We start from the raw sequence: 21,452 nt of genomic DNA on the forward strand, positions 1-21,452 counted from the left end.
TTAACGGACGACGTAGTTGGCGGACCATGCATCGAGAATGGTCTTGAACGGTCTGATAAAATGCTGCTCGGCAAATTTTCCCTGCTCGACTGCAAGGCGGCTGCGCTCCTCCCGATCATAGACGACTTGCGTCAGTGAATAGTCCGAGTGCTTCAGGTTTGGGCGGTAACACGTGCCCGCAACGGAATTGGCATTGTAGATTTCCGGGCGGTAGANTTTTTGGAACGTATCCATCGTGCTGATGGTACTGATGAGCTCGAGGTTCGTGTAATCCGTCAGCAGGTCGCCGATAAAGTAGAATGCAAATGGCGCGACGCTGTTGGGCGGCATGAAATAACGTACTTGCAATCCCATCTTCTCGAAGTACCGGTCTGTCGGCGAGAACTCGCTTTGCCTGTATTCGATACCAAGGATCGGATGCTGATTGTCGGTGCGATGATAGGTCTTGGTGCTGGAGGCGCTCAGGCAGATGATCGGCGGCTTGCTGAAATGGTCCCTGTAAGCTTCTGACTTCAGGAACGCCTGAAACAGCTTCCCATGCAGATCACCGAAGTCGTCAGGTGCGCTGAAAGCGTCCTTGTTAATGTTATGCTCGGGCAGCAGGATACTGAAATCATAATCTCTGACGTAGGAAGAGAAGTTGTTACCGACGACGCCTTCGATACGCTCGCTCGTCGCTTGATCGACGATGTTGGTCTTGAGGACTTCGATGATGGGGAAGGTTTCGGTCTCTGCCGATGACCCGATGCTCATCTCCACGGATACGATTTCGATCTCGACTGCGTAGCGATCCCGTAGCGGGTTATCCCAATGCGCCATCGCATTGAACTTGTTGTCGATCATCCGCAATGCGTTGCGCAGGTTCTCTCGACGGTTCTCGCCTCGTGCCAGATTGGCGAAATTCGTCGTGGCGCGCGTACTCTCTGCAGGGCGATAGTCCTCGTCAAACGGAATGCACCTGATCGAGAAAGTGAAAGTGCTGTCCAACATCATCCGGCATCCTGCTTCCCGAATTAGGTCGTCGTAAGCGGCCCTTTCGGTTCAAAGTCATTCTTGCGGGCGGTATGCCTGACCCGGCGGCTGACTNAAAATGGTATTATCTCACTGACGTATGAGCGCTGTTCATGCGTTTGATGCCGACAACGTTCTCTACTTCTTGAGAAGAAAACTTGACCCTCCAACCAACATGCTACATTGCTTCGTCATCGTGGTTCTTCAGGCGAAAGTCTGGAGCTAAGAGGGAATTCGGTACGGCGCTCATCGCCCGAAGCCGGAGCTGCCCCCGCAACTGTAAGCGACGAGCGGAAGTCAATTCATGTCACTGAGGCGCGCCTCGGGAAGACGGACGGAAGCATTGACCCGCAAGCCAGGAGACCTGCCGCGACAGATAACGTCCACGGGCGGGGTGTCCCGGTGTGCCGCTTTGCGTTCGGCATCCTCGCGCCGTTGCCTCGCGTCATGTCTTCGCCCTGCCGCAACATGATGGCAGTGCCGATGAACCAGAACCCGACGACAAGAGCACCTAAGCAAGTCTCGATCCCCCTCGACGCGCACCTGCAGACGAGAAGTCGCTGACATGCTGGACAGACAACACCTTTCCATCCTGCGGGAAGTCGACCGTCTTGGCAGTCTGACGGCGGCTGCTGAACGGTTGAATGTGACCCAGTCGGCGCTCAGCCATACGATCCGAAAACTCGAAGAACGCTATGGAATAGCTGTGTGGGGNAAAGACGGACGCAATGTGCGTCTGACTGAGGCGGGTCGCTACATCGTTGAACTCGCGCAGCGCGTCCTGCCGCAGCTTGAAAGGGCGGAAAATGTCCTCTCTGATTACCGGTATGGACGACGAGGATCGTTGAAAATCGGGATGGAATGCCATCCCTGCCATCAATGGCTCATGGGCGTCACGAAGCCATATTTGCTCGAATGGCCCGATGTCGACTTGGAGCTGACGACCTCTTTCGTGTTCGGCGGAGTATTTGCTTTAACAGGATCAGAGATCGACATCCTGATCACGCCAGANCCGATCGATGCGGCGGGCATCCACTATGTGGCGGTCTTCGATTACGAGCTAGTCCTCGCCGTGCCGACCGGCCATCCGCTAACTTTCAAAGATCATGCCGAACCTTCAGACCTTCTGGACGAGACGTTGTTCACCTATCCTGTGCCGCCGGAAAGGCTCGATGTCTTCACCCAGTTCCTAGTACCGGGCGACACTCGCCCCCGTCATCACAGTACTGTCGAAACAACGGAGATGATGTTGCAGCTTGTTGCGGCAGGTCGCGGGGTCAGCGCAATCCCAGACTGGCTCGTGCGGCTGGACGCCGCGGAACTGGGTGTTCAACCTGTCCGGATAGGGAGCAGGGGCATCAGCAAGAGTATCCACCTCGGGTTAAGATGTGGCGATGAGGACGTCGACTATATCGCTGGTTTCCTGAGCAGGGCACGTCAAACACCTTCAACACCAGTTGCTAGCTCATAGGCGGAGTAACGTCAGTCGGAAGCATAAACGCGCGTTTGTCTGCTTTGGGCCAGATGCGGTTATCCGCTCTGCGCCAATAAGACATGGCGATTGGCATCATCAATTAGACTTCCGTAAACAGCTTCTCCGCTGCGAAATCGATAAAGGCGCGCAGCCTCGGTGTAATAAATCGCGCCGACGGCCAGAGGATGGAGAAATGGCCTGGTGCCGTCAGACTGTCGCTCAGCACCGTTTGTAGCAGGCCTTCGCGAATGGCATCGGCCGCTAGGAACTCTGGCAGATAAGCGAGGCCAAGGCTATCGATCGCGGCAGCCCTGATCGCCTCCATGTTTCCACAAGTGAGAGCGCGTCACGGAGAACCTCGCAGGAAGGCGCACTTCTATTTGGGCCGGCATCTCTCCTCTACGCAAGGAAGTCGACCTTTACGGCCGCCTGTGGGCAGATTGCTCTACGGGCCATTTCGTCTTCGATGACTTGAGCCGCACGATAGATGCTGAACTCGTCGAAATTCCGCCCGACGAGCTGGACCGAAAGGGGCAGGCCATCGGCGCTGATGCCCGCAGGCACGCTCATGGCTGGCGAGCCCGTCAGGTTGAAAGCGGCATTGACGGACGGGGTCCCATTCACAAGAGAATTTCTTGCCACGTCATGGATGAGAGGTGCGACGCCAAGCGCACCGATCACCAAAAGGAGATTGACAGATGAAAAGGCCTCGGCGAGCTCTGTGGTCAGTTCCCCACGCCTGCGGCATGCCTGGAGGTAATCGGTCGCAGTGAGCAAGAAGCCTGGTAAAAAGCGCTCGACCGAATACGGACCATAAAGATGGAGACTGCGTCTGAAATCGTCTTCGTGGACGGCTGCTGCCTCGCTATACATGATGACGCGCTGGGCGGCGAAATAGTGACGCAGAGGTGATAATGATACATCCGTGGTGGTGGCACCAGCGTGTTCAAAAAGTCTGGCAGCCTCTTCGAAAACTGCGACGCACTCGTCCGAAAAGAAGTCGGGCTCCTCTTCATGGAAACTGCGCAGGAGACCTATCCTCATGCCACACACGCCTAAAGACGTCGCCTCGGTCCATGGCTGCGACGGAATGTCGACTGAAGACGGGTCACCNGGGTCATGACCTGCAAGAGCCTGGAGTGCTATCGCATTGTCCTCAACGGACCACGTCATTGGGCCGGCGGTCTCCATGGAATAGGCTTGAGGCGTCATCCCCCAGCGGCTCACCCGACCATATGTCGGCTTCATGCCCGAAATGCCGCAGTAGGCTGACGGCGTCCTTATCGATCCGCCCGTGTCCGTTCCGATCGCAAGCGGAACCGTTCCCGCAGCGACGGCTGCCGCCGACCCACTTGACGAGCCCCCGGTAAAGCGATCGAGATCCCACGGATTGCGCGCGGGCCCAAAGGGCAGGCTGAAATCCGGCCCACCCATGGCGAATTCCTGCGTCTCAGTCTTACCCAGCAAGACAGCGCCAGCCGCGCGCAGACTTGCGACGACTGACGCGTCAGACGTTGCGATGTCACCCAGCGTGAGGCGAGAATTGTTGGTGGTTGGAAGGCCAGACACATTGATGATGTCCTTCACCGCATATGGGATGCCATGCAAAGGTCCTCTGTATTGACCTTCCATGATTTCAGCCTCAGCCTTGCGGGCGTCAACACGTGCTGCGTCCTCCTCGATCGTGATGAAACAATGGAGCGTGGAATTGAGTGTTGTTGCACGTGCAAGAAAGTGATCAACCACCTCGACGGGTGAGATTTGTTTTCGAGCAATCATTCGTGCGGTTTCAGCGATCCCAAGTTCCCAGAGCTCCGACATCTGTCACACCTCGTCCGTCGAAGGTCGATCGTCCGTGGTGCAGGGCCTTGGAATTGCTGGTCCATCGACACGAAACACGTGGGGAGATTCCACCCGGCGATCACGCGGTATTCGCACCAAATCAGTCAGGACCCGGAGATTTGCGTATGATGCGCGGGCAGCTTCAAATTGGTCGTCGTCAAGTTTCAGCCCTGCCCGTTCGATCAACACGGAAAATTCGTCACGGCCAAGCATGTCCTATCCACTCCCGCGTTTCTTCAGGCAATGCTGTCAGGTTCAGAACCATTTCGCTCATCAGAACCGTCGGTCATCAGTAAAATGGTTTATTCAAACCGCCGATACCTGGCGAAATTGACAGGATGACAACAGGTCGGGAGGTCAGGCCGGAATGCGAACGATCGCGCCATCTCCGCTCACATAGGTCTCATCCCNTTTCGAATGAGGCACATCAAAACTGTCTTAAGTTTGGCCCGCATAGGTACGGGACAACACGCCGCATCACCTCGTGATCGCCAGCATGAACCACGGCCAATCCCGCTCTCTGTCGATGGCTTCCTGGCCCAGATCCGGATCTTCCACGATCAACCCGTGAAGGGTCCGCAGCCACGCTGCGGCCTCTTGGCTTTGCCTGCGAGGTGATCGCGCCCGTCTCAGGGCCTTTTCGGAACCATCGAGCGGGAATTGGCCCGCTCCCCAACTGGAGCCGATAACGATGTCGCACGATCTTTCTCTCGCACAGTCCCACACCTTCCAACTCTCCCGTGACCTGATGGTCCCGGTCACCGTCTTTGCAGTCGACGGTGAATACGGCGTCCTACCCACCGACGAGATCGACGACGGCGACGACCTCGAAATCGTGCACGAGCTTTCCCCCTGGGCGGCTCATTGAGCCGCCTTTTGCCGTTCCGGCTGCCGCTAGCGAGCGAGCGGTGGCAAGGGAAGCGACGCCGGGGCTGGCAAATCCTTTGCAGGATTCACCAATTGCCAACCCCGCCCTTGCCGCCTTCGCTCTTCGCGCCGGACGTGAAGGGGTCCGCGAAGAATGCGGAAAGGAAATTAACAAGGGACGATCGCCAGGCGATCGGAAAGATGATGAAGCGAAGAGATATTGAGGAAATTCGCGAACGGGTCGGGTGCGGAGCAGTTTTGGAGACATCGGGCTTCGCGATCGATGCGAAGGAAAGCACCCGCCGGGCTGTGAAATACCGCCGCGGCGGTGAGATCGTTATCGTCACCCATGGTGGCCAGGGTTGGTTCGATCCGCTAGGCGATGACAAGGGCGACGTTTTCTCACTTGTTGCACGCCTCGACGGAGGTGGCTTCCTGGACGCGTTGGACCGTGTCGCCGGTCTCATCGGCTTCCAGTCAATAGAACCGGAGTGGATGGCGGCAGCGCCAACAAAAACTGCGATTGCGACGATCCATGATCGGTGGATATCGCGTCGGAAACCTCGACCGTCATCTGAAACCTGGCGCTACCTGCGGTTTACGCGCTTCGTACCGGAACGGATTCTGAAGGGTGCCATCAAACAGGGTGTACTTCGTGAAGGCCCTTACGGAAGCATGTGGGCTGGCCATGTTGACGAGGACGGTAACATCTGTGGCTGGGAAGAACGCGGCCCGGACTGGCGGGGCTTTGCGACGGGCGGCGCGAAGGTGCTGTTCCGGCTCGGCCCATCCGGAGCCCATCGGCTTTGTGTGACGGAAGCTGCGATCGATGCAATGAGCCTCGCAGCAATCGAGGGGATGCGAGAAGACACCCTCTATCTCAGCACCGGCGGCGGTTGGTCGCCGAACACTGCCGCAGCGTTACGACAACTGGCTCGGTACCCGGATGTGCAACTTGTTGCGGCGACCGACGCCAATCGCCAGGGCGAGGCCTTTGCATATCGCCTTCGTGAAGTGGCCGATCAGGCTGGATGCGATTGGTTGCGTCTGCGACCGCCGGCGGACGACTGGAACGAGGTCCTGAAATGTCAGGAAAGGGAGAAGCAGGAAAAGGAAGGAGAAATGAACGGCGTGCCGCATTCGCGCCTCCCGCGTCAAGGGAGGCTTCGCCCGGCTGCGCCGGCCCTTGACCCGGGCGGACACGATGCCGGCGGCCCGGGAGAGGTCATGGAGGATTGAAGAGATGAGCATGGTCGTGACGACGGTGTTCTCTTCGGTCCGGACATATCCCAAGGAGCCGCAAATGAACCCCTCTGCCGCAATCCGCAAGGTTTTCCAGGGCGTGGCAACACGCAAGCAAATGTACCGCATGTTCGACCGTCATGCCCAGCGACCGGGCCGATGGGATGGCGATGCTTCATCCCTTTATGCCGGTGAATGGTTTGAGATCGCCGAAGCGGAGCACGATTATATGTTCGAGATCCTCCCGCCGCTTTGGATCCGCGGATCGATGTTTGCCATGCGTGAGTTCCTGACCGACTCCGTGACGTCAGTGTTCTTCAGCCTGCGCATCGATGGGGTCATCCGTCACTTCCATGGATATTGCGACCTGTCCGAACGTTCTATGGCCGAGCATATGCGCCTGGCCATCGTCGAGCGGGAAAGTCGTCCGCTCCGGTCGATGTCTCGGCAAGAGCGGCTCGAGCACATCTGGAGCAGCACGGCTGACGACTATCGCGACTATGCGGGCGATCGATGGCCGCAAAGCAACCGTGGCCATCGCACCGTTGTCCTGTACGGCTGCAAGGAGGGCACGTTCCTGAAACTGCTCGATGATCTGACGGACGACGAAATCTCCGCCAAGCTTCCGGTGCATTTAAGGCACCTCCCCCTCTCCATCGCCGCCTGAACGACACAACAGTCTTCACAACCGATCGCGACGCGCGGCCGAACTCTCGCACAATCGGCCCTGCCGGATTCCCATCCTCTGCGCACTTCGAGCTGCCCGCGCCGGCAGATCGCAAAATGGTGCCTTCAACAGGAGTTTCATCGCATGAGCAGCAATTCCTTTTCACTCGACATGTTCGGTAACACCGCACTGTCCACCACCCTCGATCTTGGCATCACAGGTTTCGCGGGCACCGCACCTGATGCGGCAAACGATGACGAGCCGGATCCGACGCCACCTGCGCCTGCCCCTGCCTTGGTAGCCCCGACCAATTCACACCCTCGCCCGCGTGGCGGGCGTTCCAACTTCTACCTCGATGGCAACCGAGGCCTCGCCGCGTCCTGGCTGGATCGTGCCCGCGCCAATGTCGCGGCCATCCTGATCGCCGAGGCGATCGAACAACGGGATCGACCGGCCACGCCAAATGAACAGGCGCAATTGATCCGCTTCACCGGCTTTGGTGGCAGTGAACTGGCCAACGGGATGTTCCGCCGTCCAGGCGCGGTCGAATTCCGGACGGGTTGGGACGAGGTTGCGGTTTCGCTGGAAAGTGCCGTCTCGCAGGCCGATTACGCATCACTTGCGCGCTGCACTCAATATGCCCACTTCACGCCGGAAGCGATCATCCGCGCGATCTGGACGGGGTTGCTGCGTCTCGGCTGGCGCGGAGGGCGCGTGCTCGAGCCCGGTATCGGGACCGGCCTGTTCCCGGCCCTGACTCCACAGCAATTGCGGCGGGATAGCTTCTTCACCGGCATCGAACTCGATCCGGTCACAGCACGAATCGTACGCTTGCTGCAGCCTAAGGCCAGAATCATCAATGCCGACTTCGCGCGGACCGAGTTCTCACCGATCTTCGATCTGGCGATCGGCAATCCACCATTCTCTGATCGAATTGTTCGGTCAGACCGCGCCTATAGGAAGCTTGGACTGCGCCTGCATGACTATTTCATCGCCCGGTCGGTCGATCTCCTAAAGCCCGGCGGCCTCGCTGCCTTCGTCACGACGCACGGCACACTCGACAAGCTGGACGGCACCGCGCGCGACCACATCGCCAAGTCGGCCGACCTGATCGCAGCCATCCGTTTGCCCGAAGGCACTTTCCGTCGCGACGCCGGCACGGATGTCGTCGTGGACGTTGTCNTTTTTCGTAAACGCAAGGGTGGCGAAGAGGCAGGCGATCTCTCGTGGTTGGAACTGGAAGAGGTTCGACCTGCCAGCTCCGACGCGGAACCGATCCGGATCAATCGCTGGCTTGCGCGCAATCCCGAGTTTGTTCTGGGCAGCCATTCAACAGTCTCCGGTCCGTTCGGCGAAACCTACACCTGCACAGCGCCCGCTGACCAGGATCTCGAGGCCGTGCTTGGCACTGCCATCGCCCGGCTGCCCAAAGGCCGTTACGACGGTGAACCGACACCTGTTGACATCGAGCTTGAGACAGAACTTGGCGATATCGTCGATCAACAGCCGAAGGATGGTCGTGTTCGCGAGGGAAGCTTCTTCCTTGATCGATCGACAGGTCTGATGCAGATGCTCGATGGAGCGGCCATGCAGGTCACCGTTCGCAAGGGTCGCCTTGGCGATGGCATCCCGGNAAAGCATATCAGGATCATCAGCAAGCTGATCCCCATCCGTGATGGCGTGCGCGACGTGCTGAAGGCGCAGGAGGCGGGCCGGCCCTGGCGAGATCTCCAGGTCCGGCTGCGCATCGCATGGTCGAGCTTCGTGCGAGATTTCGGACCCATCAATCACACGACTGTCTCGATCCAGGAAGATGTCGAGACCGGTGACGTCAAGGAAACCCATCGCCAACCGAACCTTGCGCCCTTCCGTGATGATCCCGATTGCTGGCTGGTTGNCTCGATCGAGGATTACGATCTGGAAACCGATACAGCCAAACCGGGTCCGGNTTTTTCCGATCGGGTGATCGCGCCGCCGGCTGCACCAACTATCACCTCATCTGCGGATGCGCTCGCTGTCGTGTTGAATGAACGTGGCTACGTCGATCTCGACCATATCGCCGAACTGCTCCATAGCGATACCGCAACCGTGGTGGATGAACTCGCCGAGGCCATTTTCCTGGATCCTATCAACGGATCGTGGCAAACTGCCGACGGCTATCTCTCCGGGGCTGTACGCACCAAACTCTCAACCGCGCAGGCTGCATCCGAGCTCGATCCGGCCTACGAGCGGAATGTACGCGCCCTCCAGGAGGTTCAGCCGACCGACCTTCGGCCCTCCGACATCACCGCGCGTCTCGGCGCACCATGGATCCCGGCCGCCGATGTCGTCGCTTTCGTAAAAGAGACGATGGAAGCCGATATCCGCATTCACCACATGCCGGAACTCGGCTCATGGACGGTCGACGCTCGACAGCTCGGCTATAGCGCCGCCGGGACATCGGAATGGGGAACCAGCCGTCGGCATGCCGGGGATCTGCTCACGGATGCATTGAACAGCCGCGTCCCACAAATCTTCGATACGTTCAAAGATGCCGGCGGCGAGCGCCGGGTGCTCAATGTGGTCGACACCGAAGCCGCTCGCGACAAGCTACAGAGGATCAAGCAAGCGTTTCAGGACTGGGTCTGGACCGATCCGGATCGCACCGACCGGCTGGCGCGCGATTACAATGATCGCTTCAACAATATTGCGCCGCGCAAATTCGACGGCTCCCATCTGAAACTTCCTGGCGCCTCTGGAGCCTTTACGTTGTACGGGCATCAGAAGCGCGGGATCTGGCGGATCATTGCAGATGGCTCGACCTATCTCGCCCATGCCGTCGGCGCCGGCAAGACGATGACGATGGCCGCCGCAATCATGGAGCAGCGCCGTCTCGGCCTGATCGCCAAGGCGATGCTGGTCGTGCCCGGCCATTGCCTGGCGCAGGCCGCGCGCGAATTCCTGGCGCTTTATCCGAATGCCCGCATTCTTGTTGCTGACGAGACCAATTTCACCAAGGACAAGCGCGCTCGCTTCCTGTCGCGAGCGGCAACCTCCAACTGGGATGCGATCATCATCACGCATTCGGCATTCCGCTTCATCGCCGTTCCCTCGGCCTTCGAGAGCCAAATGATCCAGGACGAACTGCAGCTTTACGAGGATCTGTTGACCAAGGTCGATGGCGAGGACAGCGTTTCGCGCAAGCGCCTTGAGCGGCTGAAGGAAGGATTGCAGGAACGGCTTGAAGGCCTCGCCACCCGCAAGGACGATTTGCTGACCATCTCGGAAATCGGTGTCGATCAGATCGTGGTCGACGAGGCACAGGAATTCCGCAAGTTGTCGTTCGCCACCAACATGTCGACGCTCAAGGGCATAGATCCGAACGGGTCGCAGCGTGCGTGGGATCTCTATGTGAAATCTCGCTACATCGAGACAAAGAACCCCGGCCGTGCGCTGGTGCTCGCCTCGGGAACGCCGATCACCAATACGTTGGGCGAGATGTTCTCGATCCAACGCCTGCTCGGGCATGCCGCTCTTGCCGAGCGAGGCTTGCACGAGTTCGATGCCTGGGCCTCCTGCTTTGGCGAGACAACGACGGAACTCGAAATCCAGCCATCTGGTAAGTACAAGCCAGTCAGCCGCTTTGCGTCCTTCGTCAACGTGCCGGAGCTGATTGCCATGTTCCGGTCCTTCGCCGATGTCGTGATGCCGGAGGATTTGCGTCAATATGTGAAAGTGCCAGATATTGCGACCGGTCGCCGACAGATCCTGACCGCCAAGCCAACGGCGCTGTTCAAAAGCTATCAGAAGATGCTGGATACCCGGATCGAGGCGATCGAGCAGCGTGACGGACAGGCCAAGCCCGGCGACGACATCCTGCTCTCGGTCATCACCGATGGACGGCATGCCGCGATCGATCTGCGNTTTGTCATGCCGGCGGCCCCCAACGAAGCTGACAACAAGCTCAATCTGCTCGTCCGCAATGCCCACCGGATCTGGAAGGAGACGGCCAAGGCCATCTACCGTCGCGCCGATGGCAAGGACTTCGATCTGTCNGGGGCAGCCCAGATGATCNTTTCCGATCTCGGCACGATCAGTGTCGAAAAGTCCCGCGGCTTCTCGGCCTATCGCTTCATTCGCGACGAACTGATCCGCCTCGGCGTTCCATCATCGCAGATCGCCTTCATGCAGGATTACAAGAAGACCGAGGCGAAGCAGCGGCTATTTGGCGATGTCCGCGCCGGCAAGGTGCGTTTCCTGATCGGATCGTCGGAGGCGATGGGCACCGGCGTGAATGCCCAACTGCGGCTCAAAGCGCTCCATCATCTCGATGTGCCGTGGTTGCCGTCGCAGATCGAGCAGCGCGAGGGACGGATTGTCCGCCAGGGCAATCAGCATGACGAGGTCGATATCTTCGCTTATGCCACAGAAGGTTCGCTCGACGCCTCAATGTGGCAGAACAATGAGCGCAAGGCCCGGTTCATCGCTGCAGCGCTTTCGGGCGATACATCGATCCGCAAGCTGGAGGATATCGGCGAAGGTGCCGCCAACCAGTTCGCCATGGCCAAGGCGATCGCGTCGGGCGACGAGCGGCTGATGCAGAAGGCAGGACTGGAGGCAGATATTGCCAGGCTCGAACGGCTGCGCGCGGCTCATGAGGACGACCAATATGCCGTCCGCAGGCAGATGCGTGACGCAGAGCGAGAGATCGAGATTGCCACCCGGCGCATCGGGGAGATCGGCCAGGACATCGTGCGACTGGCGCCGACCACCGGCGATGCCTTCACTATGATGATACTCGGTGAAGAGCACACCGAGCGCAAGGAGGCGGGCCGAGCGCTGATGAAGGAAATCCTCACGCTTCTTCAGCTCCAGAAAGAAGGTGAAGTTCATCTGGCGACAATCGGCGGCTTTGATCTCGTCTACGAGAGCGAGCGGTTCTGCAAGGGCGATGGCTATCGCTACGAGACCCTTCTCCAGCGCACTGGCGCCGATTACGACATTGATCTGGCGATCACGGTGACACCGCTCGGCGCCATCTCACGGCTGGAGCACGCACTTGGCGGCTTTGATGAGGAACAGCACCAGTATCGCCAGCGGCTCGACGATGCCAAGCGGCGATTGGTATCCTACCGTTCGCGAGACGGAGGCACTTTCGCGTTCGCAGACGAGCTGGAGGACAAGCGGCTGAAGCTGCGGGCAATCGAAGCTCAACTGGCGGCAGATCTGGACGACGAGACCGTCGCGGTGCCTGCATAGCTGCGTTGCATAATAAATGNTTTCCTGATGGTCAAAAATCAGGCATAGTGCTTCCAGCTGATGCATATGACGGTCACCTCCAGTTCCGTCGCAACAGCTGTTCCCCTCTGGAGGTTTTAAATCTCCACACTTCATGGGCCGCGGTTTCCGCAGGCCCANTTTTTTATTCTTTGTTCGCCGCGTCCGACCATTTCGAGAGGTTTATACTCANGGGCTTTTGCGCAGACCCCCGCTGGGCAGCTTGGAGAGCGATTGTATCTAGGTACCGTTCGCGCATAGCCTTCATGTCGATGTCTCCGCGGATCCATTCTTCCAGCAAAGCAACGAAGGCAGGATCCTTGTCGATCGGCATACCGCGCGCCGCCGCGCGATCAATCACACGCTGCGCGATGGCTCTGCGGGTCTCAGGATTTGTGCTCATGCTGCCTCGCCTGACGTTCGGATGGACGCGAAGATCTATCAGGGGGTAGTCCAGATCGCGACTTTTAATTCTCCTCCGTCAACAACATCTGAGCATCACCTCCCGATAAGACGATGTCCTGCTCACTGCAATCGCAGCGGCGTTTGATGTTGTCCTGGGATCCNAAAGAAGGCGCTCCCCTCACGGGTCGAGCGCCTTTTTTGCGTCGGAGGCGACCGCAAACGTGGTCTTGCACCTTGACCGAAACCGATTTGCAGACGAGACCTCAATCACAACACTCCGTGGAAAAGCATGCCNTTTTTTCTTGTAACGCAGTCATCGCTGGTAGAAGCTCAAGATGAGCGAGAGGCCGCTCAAACGGGGATCGACCGTCTCCGCTCTGGAGCACAGGTCACCGTTTCGGTAAAATCCGATGAAACAACGATCACGCACATCGTTGTCCCCGCAATGATCGAAGAGCCCCTTCCGGTTCCGCCCTCCGAAACCGCCATGCCCTCGCCTGCTGCTGTTGCTATCCCGGAAGCGGCCATCGTCACACCGGAAACCCGGAAACTCATCTTGAAGCGTATGATGGCTGACGCGCTGGCCCTTCTAGGGCGCCGAACCTAGTCCCGTCCTCCAGGCATCGCTGCCGCCAGCATCTCTCGTCTTCAACCGTCGGCTCGAATTGAGACGTGAAGAATGGAAAAAGAAAAGCAGGGAGGATGAACCGATCGCAGACCGGTCCTCCTACCGACGCTGTCGCTCAACCGCGGTCTGCGCGATCCCGGCCGCTTGTCCCGCGCAGGGCTATTAGCCCCGCTCGTCCCGCGCAGCAGGGATGCTCGGCCGCAGTTGCGGCAGTCCGGCCGCTCGGCGGTCCGGGAGGTGTCTTCGAAAAAAAGAAGACAGGAAGGGCCGGCAAGGTGCCGGTCGGTAACCTCTCGAAAGGACTGCTCCCATGCAAATCATGAAGGTTGACCCGCGCGCGCTGAAGGAAAATCCTGACCGTATGCGCCAGTCGAAGTCGTCGCCGCAGGCCGACGCGCTGATGCTGGCCACGATCAAGGCCGTCGGCATCGTCCAGCCGCCCGTCGTCGCACCGGAACCCGAAGGCGGAAATGGCTACATCATCGATGCCGGTCATCGCCGCGTGCGCTTTGCCATCGCCGCCGGCCTGGAAGAAATCGAGATCCTTGTCGTGGATGCCGCCAACGATAATGGTGCCATGCGCTCGATGGTCGAAAACTCGGTTCGCGAGGCGCTCAACCCCGTGGATCAGTGGCGCGGCATCGAACGTCTCGTTGCTCTCGGCTGGACCGAGGAAGCGATCGCCGTCGCTCTCGCCCTCCCCGTTCGACAGATCCGCAAGCTGCGTCTGCTTGCAAATGTCCTGCCGGCAATGCTCGAGCAGATGGCCCTGGGCGACATGCCGTCCGAGCCGCAGCTACGGATCATCGCGGCAGCAGGCCAGGTGGACCAGAAGGAAGTCTGGAAAGCGCACAAGCCGAAGAAGGGAGACACGGCTCCGTGGTGGCAGATCGCCAATGCGCTCACCAAGAAGCGCATGTACGCCCGCGATGCGAGCTTTGGTGACGATCTGGCCCAGGCCTACGGCATCGAGTGGGTGGAGGACCTTTTCGCGCCGGCCGACCAGGACGGGCGCTACACCACCAATGTCGAAGGGTTCCTTGGCGCGCAGCACGAATGGATGACGAGCAACCTTCCGAAGCGCGGCGGAATTGTCGAGGTCAACAGCTGGGGCCAGCCAGATCTGCCGAAGAAGGCCTCCCAGGTGTATGGCAAGCTCTCCAAGTCCGATCACACGGCGCTCTATCTGGATCGTGATGGCAAGGTGCAGTCCGTGCATTACCGCATGCCGGAGGAGGCGAAGCCGAAGGGGGCTGCTGGTGACGCATCGGTCGCTAGTGGCGATGATGCCGATGCAATCACCATGTCGAAGGCCCGGCCCGACGTCACGCAGAAGGGTTATGACATGATCGGTGATTTCCGCACCGACGCCCTTCATGACGCGCTCGGTCGCGCGCCGATCGAGGATGACATGCTGATGGCGCTGACGGTGCTCGCCTTCGCCGGGCAGAATGTTCGCGTCGACTCCGGCGCTGATGGCACCATCTACNGGGGCAAGCGCTTCTCACGCCATGCAGTCGGGCTGTTCGATGAGCATGGCAAGCTCGCCTTCGATCGGGACACGCTTCGGATCGCCGTTCGCTCTGTGCTGATCGATGTCCTGTCGTGCCGCCGTGGCATGTCGAACAGCGGCATGGTCTCACGTGTTGCAGGTCATGCAATCGGCGCGGACGAATATTTGCCGAACATGGGTTCGGAGGAGTTCCTCTTGTGCCTGTCTCGCCAGGCACTGGTAGCGTCTTGCGCCGAAGCGTCCGTCCAGCCGCGGCAGAAGGTCCGCGAAACCCGCGCAGCGCTCGTGGAGCATTTCGCAAATGAGCATTTTGTCCATCCGTCCGGCCGCTTCGCGCCAGCGGCAGACGAGCTGCTCGAATGGATCCGCGCAGGCGCTGCCACGGATGTCGTCGGCGCTGGGTCCCAGGATGACAGGGATAGCGATCTCGATGACCCGTCGGACGATGAGACCGAGCAAGAAGCCAACGATGTGGTCGATAGCGTGCCGCAGAAGGCGGATCTGCCGGACCACGACGACCACGACGACCACGAACACGACCACGACCACGACCACGACCACGACCACGACCACGACCACGACCACGACCAGAGGGCAGCAGCATGATCGCCGCTGTCAAGTCGAACATGGCTGCATCCATCCCCGATCTTTCGGGGGTGGATGCAGCCAGCGCGGACGGCCTGCCCGTCGCCCGCATAGGTGATCTGGTCCTTGCAATGGTCATTTCACCCAGTGGATTTTCTTATCTTGGCCGTGCCGTCGCTATCCGCCGACCACTCGCAGAACTGACGCGCGCCGACTTCATCGGGCATGACGGTCGAATTGCTGACGAAGCGGAATTCCTAGCGCGCGTCGCTGAGGCTACCGGGCATAAACGCGATCTCGCTAGCCTCGATCGTGTGCGCCCGCATGTCAGCGAGTAANCCCATGGGGTGGATCGCAGATGGCGGTCATTTATGCCGATGGCATCGTCTTCCACATGACCTCCGGCCACGGTGGTCTCCATCTCTCAGCTGATCGTAACACCAAAGTCCATCCNTTGTTACGCAAGGACACGCCGTGGTACGAGGAAGATTGTGAGTGGGCGATCGTGGCTGTTACCTTCCCGGACCTGTTCACCGCCTATGAGCGGCCCATGGCCGAGAAGACCGTTCGCAATATCTGGCCCGACGCCTGGGAGATGATCCACGGCTGCGTGCTAGCCGAGGGCGAGAGCTGGGCCAAGGACCGTCGGGCGTTCGATCAACGCCACAGGAACGACTTCGTTGTCGCCTCTGCGATCCTATCTGGCGAACACGCTGGCATGACCGAGGTCGTGGCGGTCGTTAATAGTGACCGAAAGCCAGGCAACCATCGGCGTCGCTTCCTTGTCGCCAGTGAGGAGTATGCTGGTCGCGGCCGGTTCGGCTTTGTCATCGATCACGCGCGTCACGTCGAATATGACGGGCCATCCTCTTTCGTTGGTTGGGAAAGCCNGGGGGTGGGCCATGATCGACCTCCGCACTTTGAACGTCGCGAAAGCAATCGGCGCTCGACGCGAGACCCAGCTGCATCTAGATTGTTTGACGCGGCAGATTGCGGCGCGCGCCGGAAGACAGGCGACGACGGTGAGGGTCTGGAGCCGGGCGCGGCGCCGATCGGATCCTCGTATTTACCGTCAGGAGCTCGTGGACTGCCTCACCTTCGAGCATTGGGCCGAACTCGACATGATTGCTCGCAGAATGGCGATGAATGAGCTGGTCATCGGTGAATGCCAACGTCGCGATCATGAGCCTGTGCATCATCCGCCGATATAGGCGGACCCGAAACGAAGGCGCTGGTGCTGGACTTGCCTGGCTTCGATGTCATCGGCAGGGCGGGCTTGGCCATGGTTCCTTCTCGTTGCTCGGGATTGGCGTCGGACCCGTGCCGGACTGCCCTTCTTCTCGTTGCGGTCTGAACCGGCGGCCGGCCGTTTCAAGGCCGCTGTCGCGCCGCGTAGCGGCCGATCCGACCTCACTGCGCGAGGTCAGGCTCGCGGTCTGCTCAGGTCNAAACCTGCTGGCCCGCAACCCAGCCCTGCTGGCTCAGTCGGACCGGACCTGTGAAACCGCCCGTCCCTTGCCGGTTCTTGGTCGTCCGCATCGAAGGGCAGACCGGCACGGGCCGGAACCGCTTCAGCAGTCAAGGAAGGAATAGACATGGCCAAGTCCGCCACTCCCAACCGCTCCAACGCCAGGTTTGCGCAACCTCGCCGCGGCACCACCCTCGAAATGGTCCGCCTCTCCTGCCCCGACGCCACCCAGGCACTCAAGATCGCCGAAAGCTTCGGCACTACGGTCGTCGACAGCGATGGCATCCGCAGCCTCCACCAGCGGCTGGTCGTTGAGACCGCCGACAGCCTCTCCGAAGGTTTGGGCGAGAAGGCCATGCAGATACACCTGCAGCGCATCGTCGGAGCCTTCGTCGGATCGGCGCATGGCGCCGGGCAGTTCTACTCCCGCGCCGTCACGGAAGCGCGCGACGCAACCGCCAAGGCGTCGAACGACGCCCGTGACGAGGACCTCGATGGTCCAGTCGGCTACGACAGCGCCGCCCAGCGCAAGCGGGAATTCGCGGCCGACATGGGCATCCAGGCCCATTCACTCAGAATGGCGGCAGAGGGGACAGTTGCCGCCTACGAACAGGTCATCGGTGAGACTTGGAAGCCCTTCGAACGCCCGGTCGAAAATCCGGGTGCCAGTCTCGACCGCAAGGCGGCGGAAGTTCAGATGGATGCTCTCGGCTGATCTCAACCGGCGGGGCTCCGGCCCCGCTCATTTCCTTTCTTTCAAATCGGGCGGGCCTTGTCGGGGTCGGCCCTTTCCATGTTGAGATTTGAACCCGGAGAGCGCCGCGGTTGATCGCGGTCAGTCCCGGCCGGTGGTCCTGCAGGAGACTGTTTTCGCGCGCAACGGCTTTGCCGTCCTCCTCTTCGTTCCGGNCCCCTGGGTGCGCACGAGATCCTTTGCCTCCTGCTTCAGGACCTCCGTGACGAACCGCGATCGGCGCGGTCGGACAAGAAGGAGAAATGAAGATGACCAGGAAATCGGCAGGCGACCGCAGCGACATCTATTCCCGCATTACCGATCGGATCGTGACCGATCTCGAACAGGGCGTTCGACCATGGATGAACCGTGGAGTGTTGCGCACACACAGGGGCGCATCACCCGACCGTTGCGGCATAATGGCCTGCCCTATTCAGGAATAAACGTGCTGCTTCTCTGGTCGGAGGGGGTAGCGCGGGGGTTCTCCTCACCGATGTGGATGACATTCAAGCAGGCGCTCGAAGTCGGCGCTTCTGTGCGCAAGGGTGAAACGGGCTCGACTGTCGTCTTCGCCAGCCGCTTCACGAAATCTGAAAACGACGGTTTAGGCAATGAGATCGACCGTGAGATTCCNTTTCTCAAAGCATACTCGGTGTTCAACATCGAACAGATCGATGGACTACCTCATCGCTACTACGGGCAGCCTGCTGAGAACCTTGATCCCGTAGAGCGGATCGAGCAGGCCGATCGCTTCTTCCTCAATACAGGTGCCCTGATCCGACATGGCGGCGGTCAGGCCTATTATTCGCCGGTGACGGATCATATTCAGATGCCGCCGTTCGAGACGTTTCGCGATGCGGCGGGCTATGTGGCGACGCTCAGCCATGAAGCCACGCACTGGACGGCACATCCTTCCCGTGTCGGGCGCGATCTCAGCCGCTACGCGAAGAACAAAAGCGAGCGCGCCCGCGAAGAGTTGATTGCAGAACTCGGGAGTTGCTTCCTGTGTGCCGATCTTGGCATTGTTCCGGAACTGGAGCCGAGACCCGATCACGCCTCCTATCTGCAGTCCTGGCTGCGCGTGCTGTTAGGCGACAAGCGCGCCATCTTTCAGGCAGCGGCACATGCGCAGCGCGCTATGAGTTTTCTTCATGATCTGCAGCGGGTAGCCGAGGCTGGAACCAAGGCGGGTTGAAGACAACCATTCTGTCAGCAACGGAGGTAATCATCGCCGGCCGTCGTTGCCACGACCCGACACCGTTCAGTGCGGACCTGTTGCAGCGAAGATCCAGCTTCCCACAGACCGAGGGCTGGCCAGTATCGGACGTGAGTCCACGGGATGTCTCTCGTTCAACAGTTATTGGCTTTTTGTCCTGACGAATGGATCCTCATGGCGACGTCACCGAGGAACGAGCGCGCGCGGATACCTCCATGTAACCGGCTCNTTTCATGAGATGGGTTCTCGCTGCGGATGAGTGAGTATCGACGGATTTTTCAAGGTGATTATTCCAATGTTGCCCTTCTCGAAGGGTCCGAGTCCCGAGACCGCCATAGCGATATCCCTANCCCTGTTTCCGCGGCTCCATCTGCGGGCTCGATGGGGCATGTCTGACCGGAGACCGGCTGCGCCTCGATCGTTTTCCCGCAACGACCGTCTGCAACTTTCTTCCCCAGCGAACTGCGTTCGCATTCCTCGCGCACAACAAAGTTTCCTTTGGCCGCCCTTCATTGCATTGCGGCCCTGTGCCACCCCATCGCGTAAGGCGCGAAGGGGACCCCGGCGGGTGCGGTCCGATCATNCCCGGTCTTTGCGACTGCCATCGAGGCCGCAATGGTGCGGCCCGAACAAGCAAAGGAACACCACCATGGCAACCATCGGCACTTTCAACTCCACCGAAACTGGTTTCACAGGCTCAATCCGCACCCTCGCCCTCAACGTCAAGGCCCGTATCTCTCGCGTCGAAAANCCCTCGGACAAAGGCCCGCAGTTCCGCATCTACGCCGGCGCTGTCGAGCTGGGTGCGGCCTGGCAGAAGCGATCCACTGAGAGCGATCGCGACTACCTCTCGGTCAAGCTCGACGACCCGAGTTTCCCTGCTCCGATATACGCAACCCTGACCGAAGTCGAAGGCGAGGATGGTTACCAGCTGATCTGGTCCCGACAGAACCGCGATTGAGGCATTGAGGCTCCGCCCATCGGGCGGGCCTCTTCCCTCCGACTATGGAGCCGGGAACAGGCGTCGTCCGGCCCGGCTTTCTTGGTGCCACACGGAATCGGGAGATAGCTGCTCAGATCGAGCGAGGTTGCCGGCCGAGGCGACCGCGTCAAGGATGAGCGGCTCCCCCAATTTCTCGCGATCGCTTTATGAGCGCTTGCATTTAATGGTCTGTGTTGCCAGGGAGGTCAGCCGTGTTCCCAATTGATCACTCCAATGACGCGATCACTTTAATACAGGCTTGCCGGATGTCGAGACCGACCTCTGTGTAGTAATCGCGCCTTTGACCATGGGGCAAACAGCCGCCTCGGCAACTTTGCGCCAACTGCTGACTTAAGTAAGCGTGTCTTATGGCCACGCAATCGATGATATTGTCGCCACTTTCCTTTTACGAGCGTCCTTGGGCGCGCATCTTGGCCTCGAATTATAGCTCTGATCGGGGTGCGCCAACTGTTCGAAATCATACCCGCGATGTCGCGTGTCTATCATCTCTGGCGTCTTACGCCGATCTCGGCACATAGCCGCGCGATTTTTTGTGCCGGGCAAGGTCGAGAAAGAGCACCACAGCATCGTGCTCGTTTTCGAAATGATGCACAATGCTCTGCCCGGACGCTCCAATGCGGCCCCAGCGCCGGATGAGGCATGGCTCTCCGAACAAGCTTCGGGAGATTTCCAAGGCATAGAACCGGGCCATGTTCTTCGTCGGGTCCGTTCGTTNCGTATAGATATGGTAGGGCTGGTAGATCATACGGACAGATTCGCCGATCCTGCCATTCTCGTCCAACGAGAGTTATGAATCGGTCCACACCATTCGATTCATTATTGTGATGAAACAGCCCGCCGAATAGTCGGGCGAGACGGCTTCGCCCGATGGCTCTACTCGCTTTGCTTCACGAACCAGGCTACGCGGTTTCGGCCATTCGGTCACGATCCTCTCGCTGTTAGACGCCGCATAAGGCACGAATCGGTAGAGCCGGCCGGGATGCAGCGAGACCAAACCGCGAGTGAGCACGATAGAGCCATTCAAATCAGTTGCACCACGGTCGTCTGCCACCGTCCCACCGGCGTGCGAGGNTTTCCTCCACGAGCACGGTACCAATGGAGCGGCCATGCCTGGTGATAATCCTCAGATCGCGACCGAAGCGGTCCTGGTCCCTGCCAGTGGCGGTAATTGAAAACTTTCCATTGTTGAGAAGCGCAAGCAGACGCTGCTTTGCCGCTTCCCCTTTTGCGCGCTCGACCTCGCATCGGGGCGGGCTGAGTTCAGGCGCGTCGATATCGGCGATCCGGANTTTCTTGGCATGAAACCAGAACGTATCGCCGTCGACGACGCAGTTTACGCGGCGACTGTTCCCGCAGATGGAAAACTCGGCCGACTGTGTGTCAGGCGACAGCGGAGAAGCCATCGCGGTCGAAGCGGGAATCCCAAAAACGACGCCCAGCCCTGTGAATACCGCACCGGCGATGATTGTGACCCACAGCGCCACGCCGGTATCTTTCTCGCCTGCCCGCCACCCCATCCGTTGTGTCACGTCATTCTCCACT

General features: G+C 59.6%; 15 protein-coding genes, 2 pseudogenes and 1 riboswitch. Of the genes and pseudogenes, 11 read left to right on the top strand and 6 right to left on the bottom strand.

Annotation, left to right across the window (positions count from 1 at the left end):
- Entirely contained in the window at nucleotides 1–993 is a 993-nt protein-coding gene (locus CUC55_RS07275; protein WP_425352773.1) for a DUF1852 domain-containing protein, read from the bottom strand.
- Nucleotides 994–1,191: 198 nt separating this feature from the next.
- Nucleotides 1,192–1,397: riboswitch (cobalamin riboswitch) on the top strand.
- Nucleotides 1,398–1,576: 179 nt separating this feature from the next.
- On the opposite strand from CUC55_RS07275, the gene CUC55_RS07280 reads away from it, so the two are divergent.
- Nucleotides 1,577–2,482, top strand: a complete 906-nt coding sequence (locus tag CUC55_RS07280; protein ID WP_103087415.1) for a LysR family transcriptional regulator — start codon at nucleotides 1,577–1,579, stop codon at nucleotides 2,480–2,482.
- Between the two features lie 103 nt (nucleotides 2,483–2,585).
- On the opposite strand, the pseudogene CUC55_RS07285 reads toward CUC55_RS07280, so the two are convergent.
- Both CUC55_RS07285 and CUC55_RS07290 read right to left on the bottom strand, forming a co-directional pair.
- Nucleotides 2,586–2,816 (bottom strand): annotated as a pseudogene (locus CUC55_RS07285) (LysR substrate-binding domain-containing protein); the annotation flags it as partial.
- 68 nt (nucleotides 2,817–2,884) lie between these two features.
- The gene (locus CUC55_RS07290; RefSeq protein WP_067650498.1) at nucleotides 2,885–4,306 is read right to left on the bottom strand and encodes an amidase; all 1,422 of its coding nucleotides are present in this window, start codon (nucleotides 4,304–4,306) and stop codon (nucleotides 2,885–2,887) included.
- 712 nt (nucleotides 4,307–5,018) lie between these two features.
- On the opposite strand from CUC55_RS07290, the gene CUC55_RS22865 reads away from it, so the two are divergent.
- The 7 genes from CUC55_RS22865 (at nucleotide 5,019) to CUC55_RS23590 (ending at nucleotide 16,640) form a co-directional block, all read left to right on the top strand.
- On the top strand, nucleotides 5,019–5,195 hold the full coding sequence (locus CUC55_RS22865; RefSeq protein ID WP_170063839.1) for a hypothetical protein: 177 nt from the start codon (nucleotides 5,019–5,021) through the stop codon (nucleotides 5,193–5,195).
- Nucleotides 5,196–5,398: 203 nt separating this feature from the next.
- A complete protein-coding gene (locus tag CUC55_RS07300) occupies nucleotides 5,399–6,433 on the top strand; it encodes a DUF3991 and toprim domain-containing protein (RefSeq protein ID WP_067650504.1) in 1,035 nt (344 codons plus the stop codon).
- A 64-nt stretch (nucleotides 6,434–6,497) separates the two neighbouring features.
- The gene (locus CUC55_RS07305; RefSeq protein WP_067650739.1) at nucleotides 6,498–7,103 is read left to right on the top strand and encodes a DUF1419 domain-containing protein; all 606 of its coding nucleotides are present in this window, start codon (nucleotides 6,498–6,500) and stop codon (nucleotides 7,101–7,103) included.
- A 144-nt stretch (nucleotides 7,104–7,247) separates the two neighbouring features.
- Nucleotides 7,248–12,341, top strand: a complete 5,094-nt coding sequence (locus tag CUC55_RS07310; protein ID WP_103087416.1) for a DEAD/DEAH box helicase family protein — start codon at nucleotides 7,248–7,250, stop codon at nucleotides 12,339–12,341.
- Nucleotides 12,342–13,702: 1,361 nt separating this feature from the next.
- Nucleotides 13,703–15,511 (top strand): ParB/RepB/Spo0J family partition protein, encoded by a 1,809-nt coding sequence (locus tag CUC55_RS07325; protein ID WP_103087418.1) that lies wholly within the window; start codon nucleotides 13,703–13,705, stop codon nucleotides 15,509–15,511.
- Nucleotides 15,508–15,828, top strand: a complete 321-nt coding sequence (locus CUC55_RS23405; RefSeq protein ID WP_342587811.1) for a hypothetical protein — start codon at nucleotides 15,508–15,510, stop codon at nucleotides 15,826–15,828. The genes CUC55_RS07325 and CUC55_RS23405 overlap by 4 nt, the downstream gene beginning before the upstream one ends.
- Before the next feature lie 56 nt (nucleotides 15,829–15,884).
- The gene (locus tag CUC55_RS23590; RefSeq protein WP_425352791.1) at nucleotides 15,885–16,640 is read left to right on the top strand and encodes a DUF7007 domain-containing protein; all 756 of its coding nucleotides are present in this window, start codon (nucleotides 15,885–15,887) and stop codon (nucleotides 16,638–16,640) included.
- 5 nt (nucleotides 16,641–16,645) lie between these two features.
- Here CUC55_RS23590 and CUC55_RS23310 read toward each other — a convergent pair whose 3' ends face one another.
- Complete coding sequence (locus tag CUC55_RS23310) at nucleotides 16,646–16,774, bottom strand: hypothetical protein (RefSeq protein WP_269085571.1); 129 nt, start codon at nucleotides 16,772–16,774, stop codon at nucleotides 16,646–16,648.
- A 311-nt stretch (nucleotides 16,775–17,085) separates the two neighbouring features.
- Here CUC55_RS23310 and CUC55_RS07345 point away from each other — a divergent pair, with 311 nt between their 5' ends.
- From CUC55_RS07345 to CUC55_RS07355, 3 genes and pseudogenes are all read left to right on the top strand, one after another.
- A complete protein-coding gene (locus CUC55_RS07345) occupies nucleotides 17,086–17,673 on the top strand; it encodes a hypothetical protein (RefSeq protein WP_067650517.1) in 588 nt (195 codons plus the stop codon).
- Nucleotides 17,674–17,960: 287 nt separating this feature from the next.
- Nucleotides 17,961–18,886: pseudogene (locus CUC55_RS07350) on the top strand (ArdC family protein).
- A gap of 670 nt (nucleotides 18,887–19,556) precedes the next feature.
- Entirely contained in the window at nucleotides 19,557–19,868 is a 312-nt protein-coding gene (locus CUC55_RS07355; RefSeq protein WP_103087420.1) for a DUF736 domain-containing protein, read from the top strand.
- Nucleotides 19,869–20,406: 538 nt separating this feature from the next.
- On the opposite strand, the gene CUC55_RS07360 is transcribed toward CUC55_RS07355, so the two are convergent.
- Nucleotides 20,407–20,655, bottom strand: a complete 249-nt coding sequence (locus tag CUC55_RS07360; protein ID WP_103087421.1) for a WGR domain-containing protein — start codon at nucleotides 20,653–20,655, stop codon at nucleotides 20,407–20,409.
- A gap of 280 nt (nucleotides 20,656–20,935) precedes the next feature.
- Nucleotides 20,936–21,427 carry a thermonuclease family protein gene (locus tag CUC55_RS22705; RefSeq protein WP_157940934.1) on the bottom strand — a complete coding sequence of 164 codons (492 nt, stop codon included), beginning with the start codon at nucleotides 21,425–21,427 and terminating at the stop codon, nucleotides 20,936–20,938.
- Nucleotides 21,428–21,452 lie beyond the last annotated feature (25 nt).

Source organism: Agrobacterium bohemicum, from assembly GCF_002896715.1.
GTDB lineage: Bacteria > Pseudomonadota > Alphaproteobacteria > Rhizobiales > Rhizobiaceae > Agrobacterium > Agrobacterium bohemicum.

Excerpts from the sequence above, each read along its gene's own strand:
- CUC55_RS23405 (WP_342587811.1), top strand. The coding sequence starts at position 15,508 with ATGATCGCCGCTGTCAAGTCGAACATGGCTGCATCCATCCCCGATCTT.
- CUC55_RS22865 (WP_170063839.1), top strand. The coding sequence starts at position 5,019 with ATGTCGCACGATCTTTCTCTCGCACAGTCCCACACCTTCCAACTCTCC.
- CUC55_RS07305 (WP_067650739.1), top strand. The coding sequence starts at position 6,498 with ATGAACCCCTCTGCCGCAATCCGCAAGGTTTTCCAGGGCGTGGCAACA.
- CUC55_RS07345 (WP_067650517.1), top strand. The coding sequence starts at position 17,086 with ATGGCCAAGTCCGCCACTCCCAACCGCTCCAACGCCAGGTTTGCGCAA.
- CUC55_RS07300 (WP_067650504.1), top strand. The coding sequence starts at position 5,399 with ATGAAGCGAAGAGATATTGAGGAAATTCGCGAACGGGTCGGGTGCGGA.
- CUC55_RS23310 (WP_269085571.1), bottom strand. The coding sequence starts at position 16,774 with ATGGCCAAGCCCGCCCTGCCGATGACATCGAAGCCAGGCAAGTCCAGC.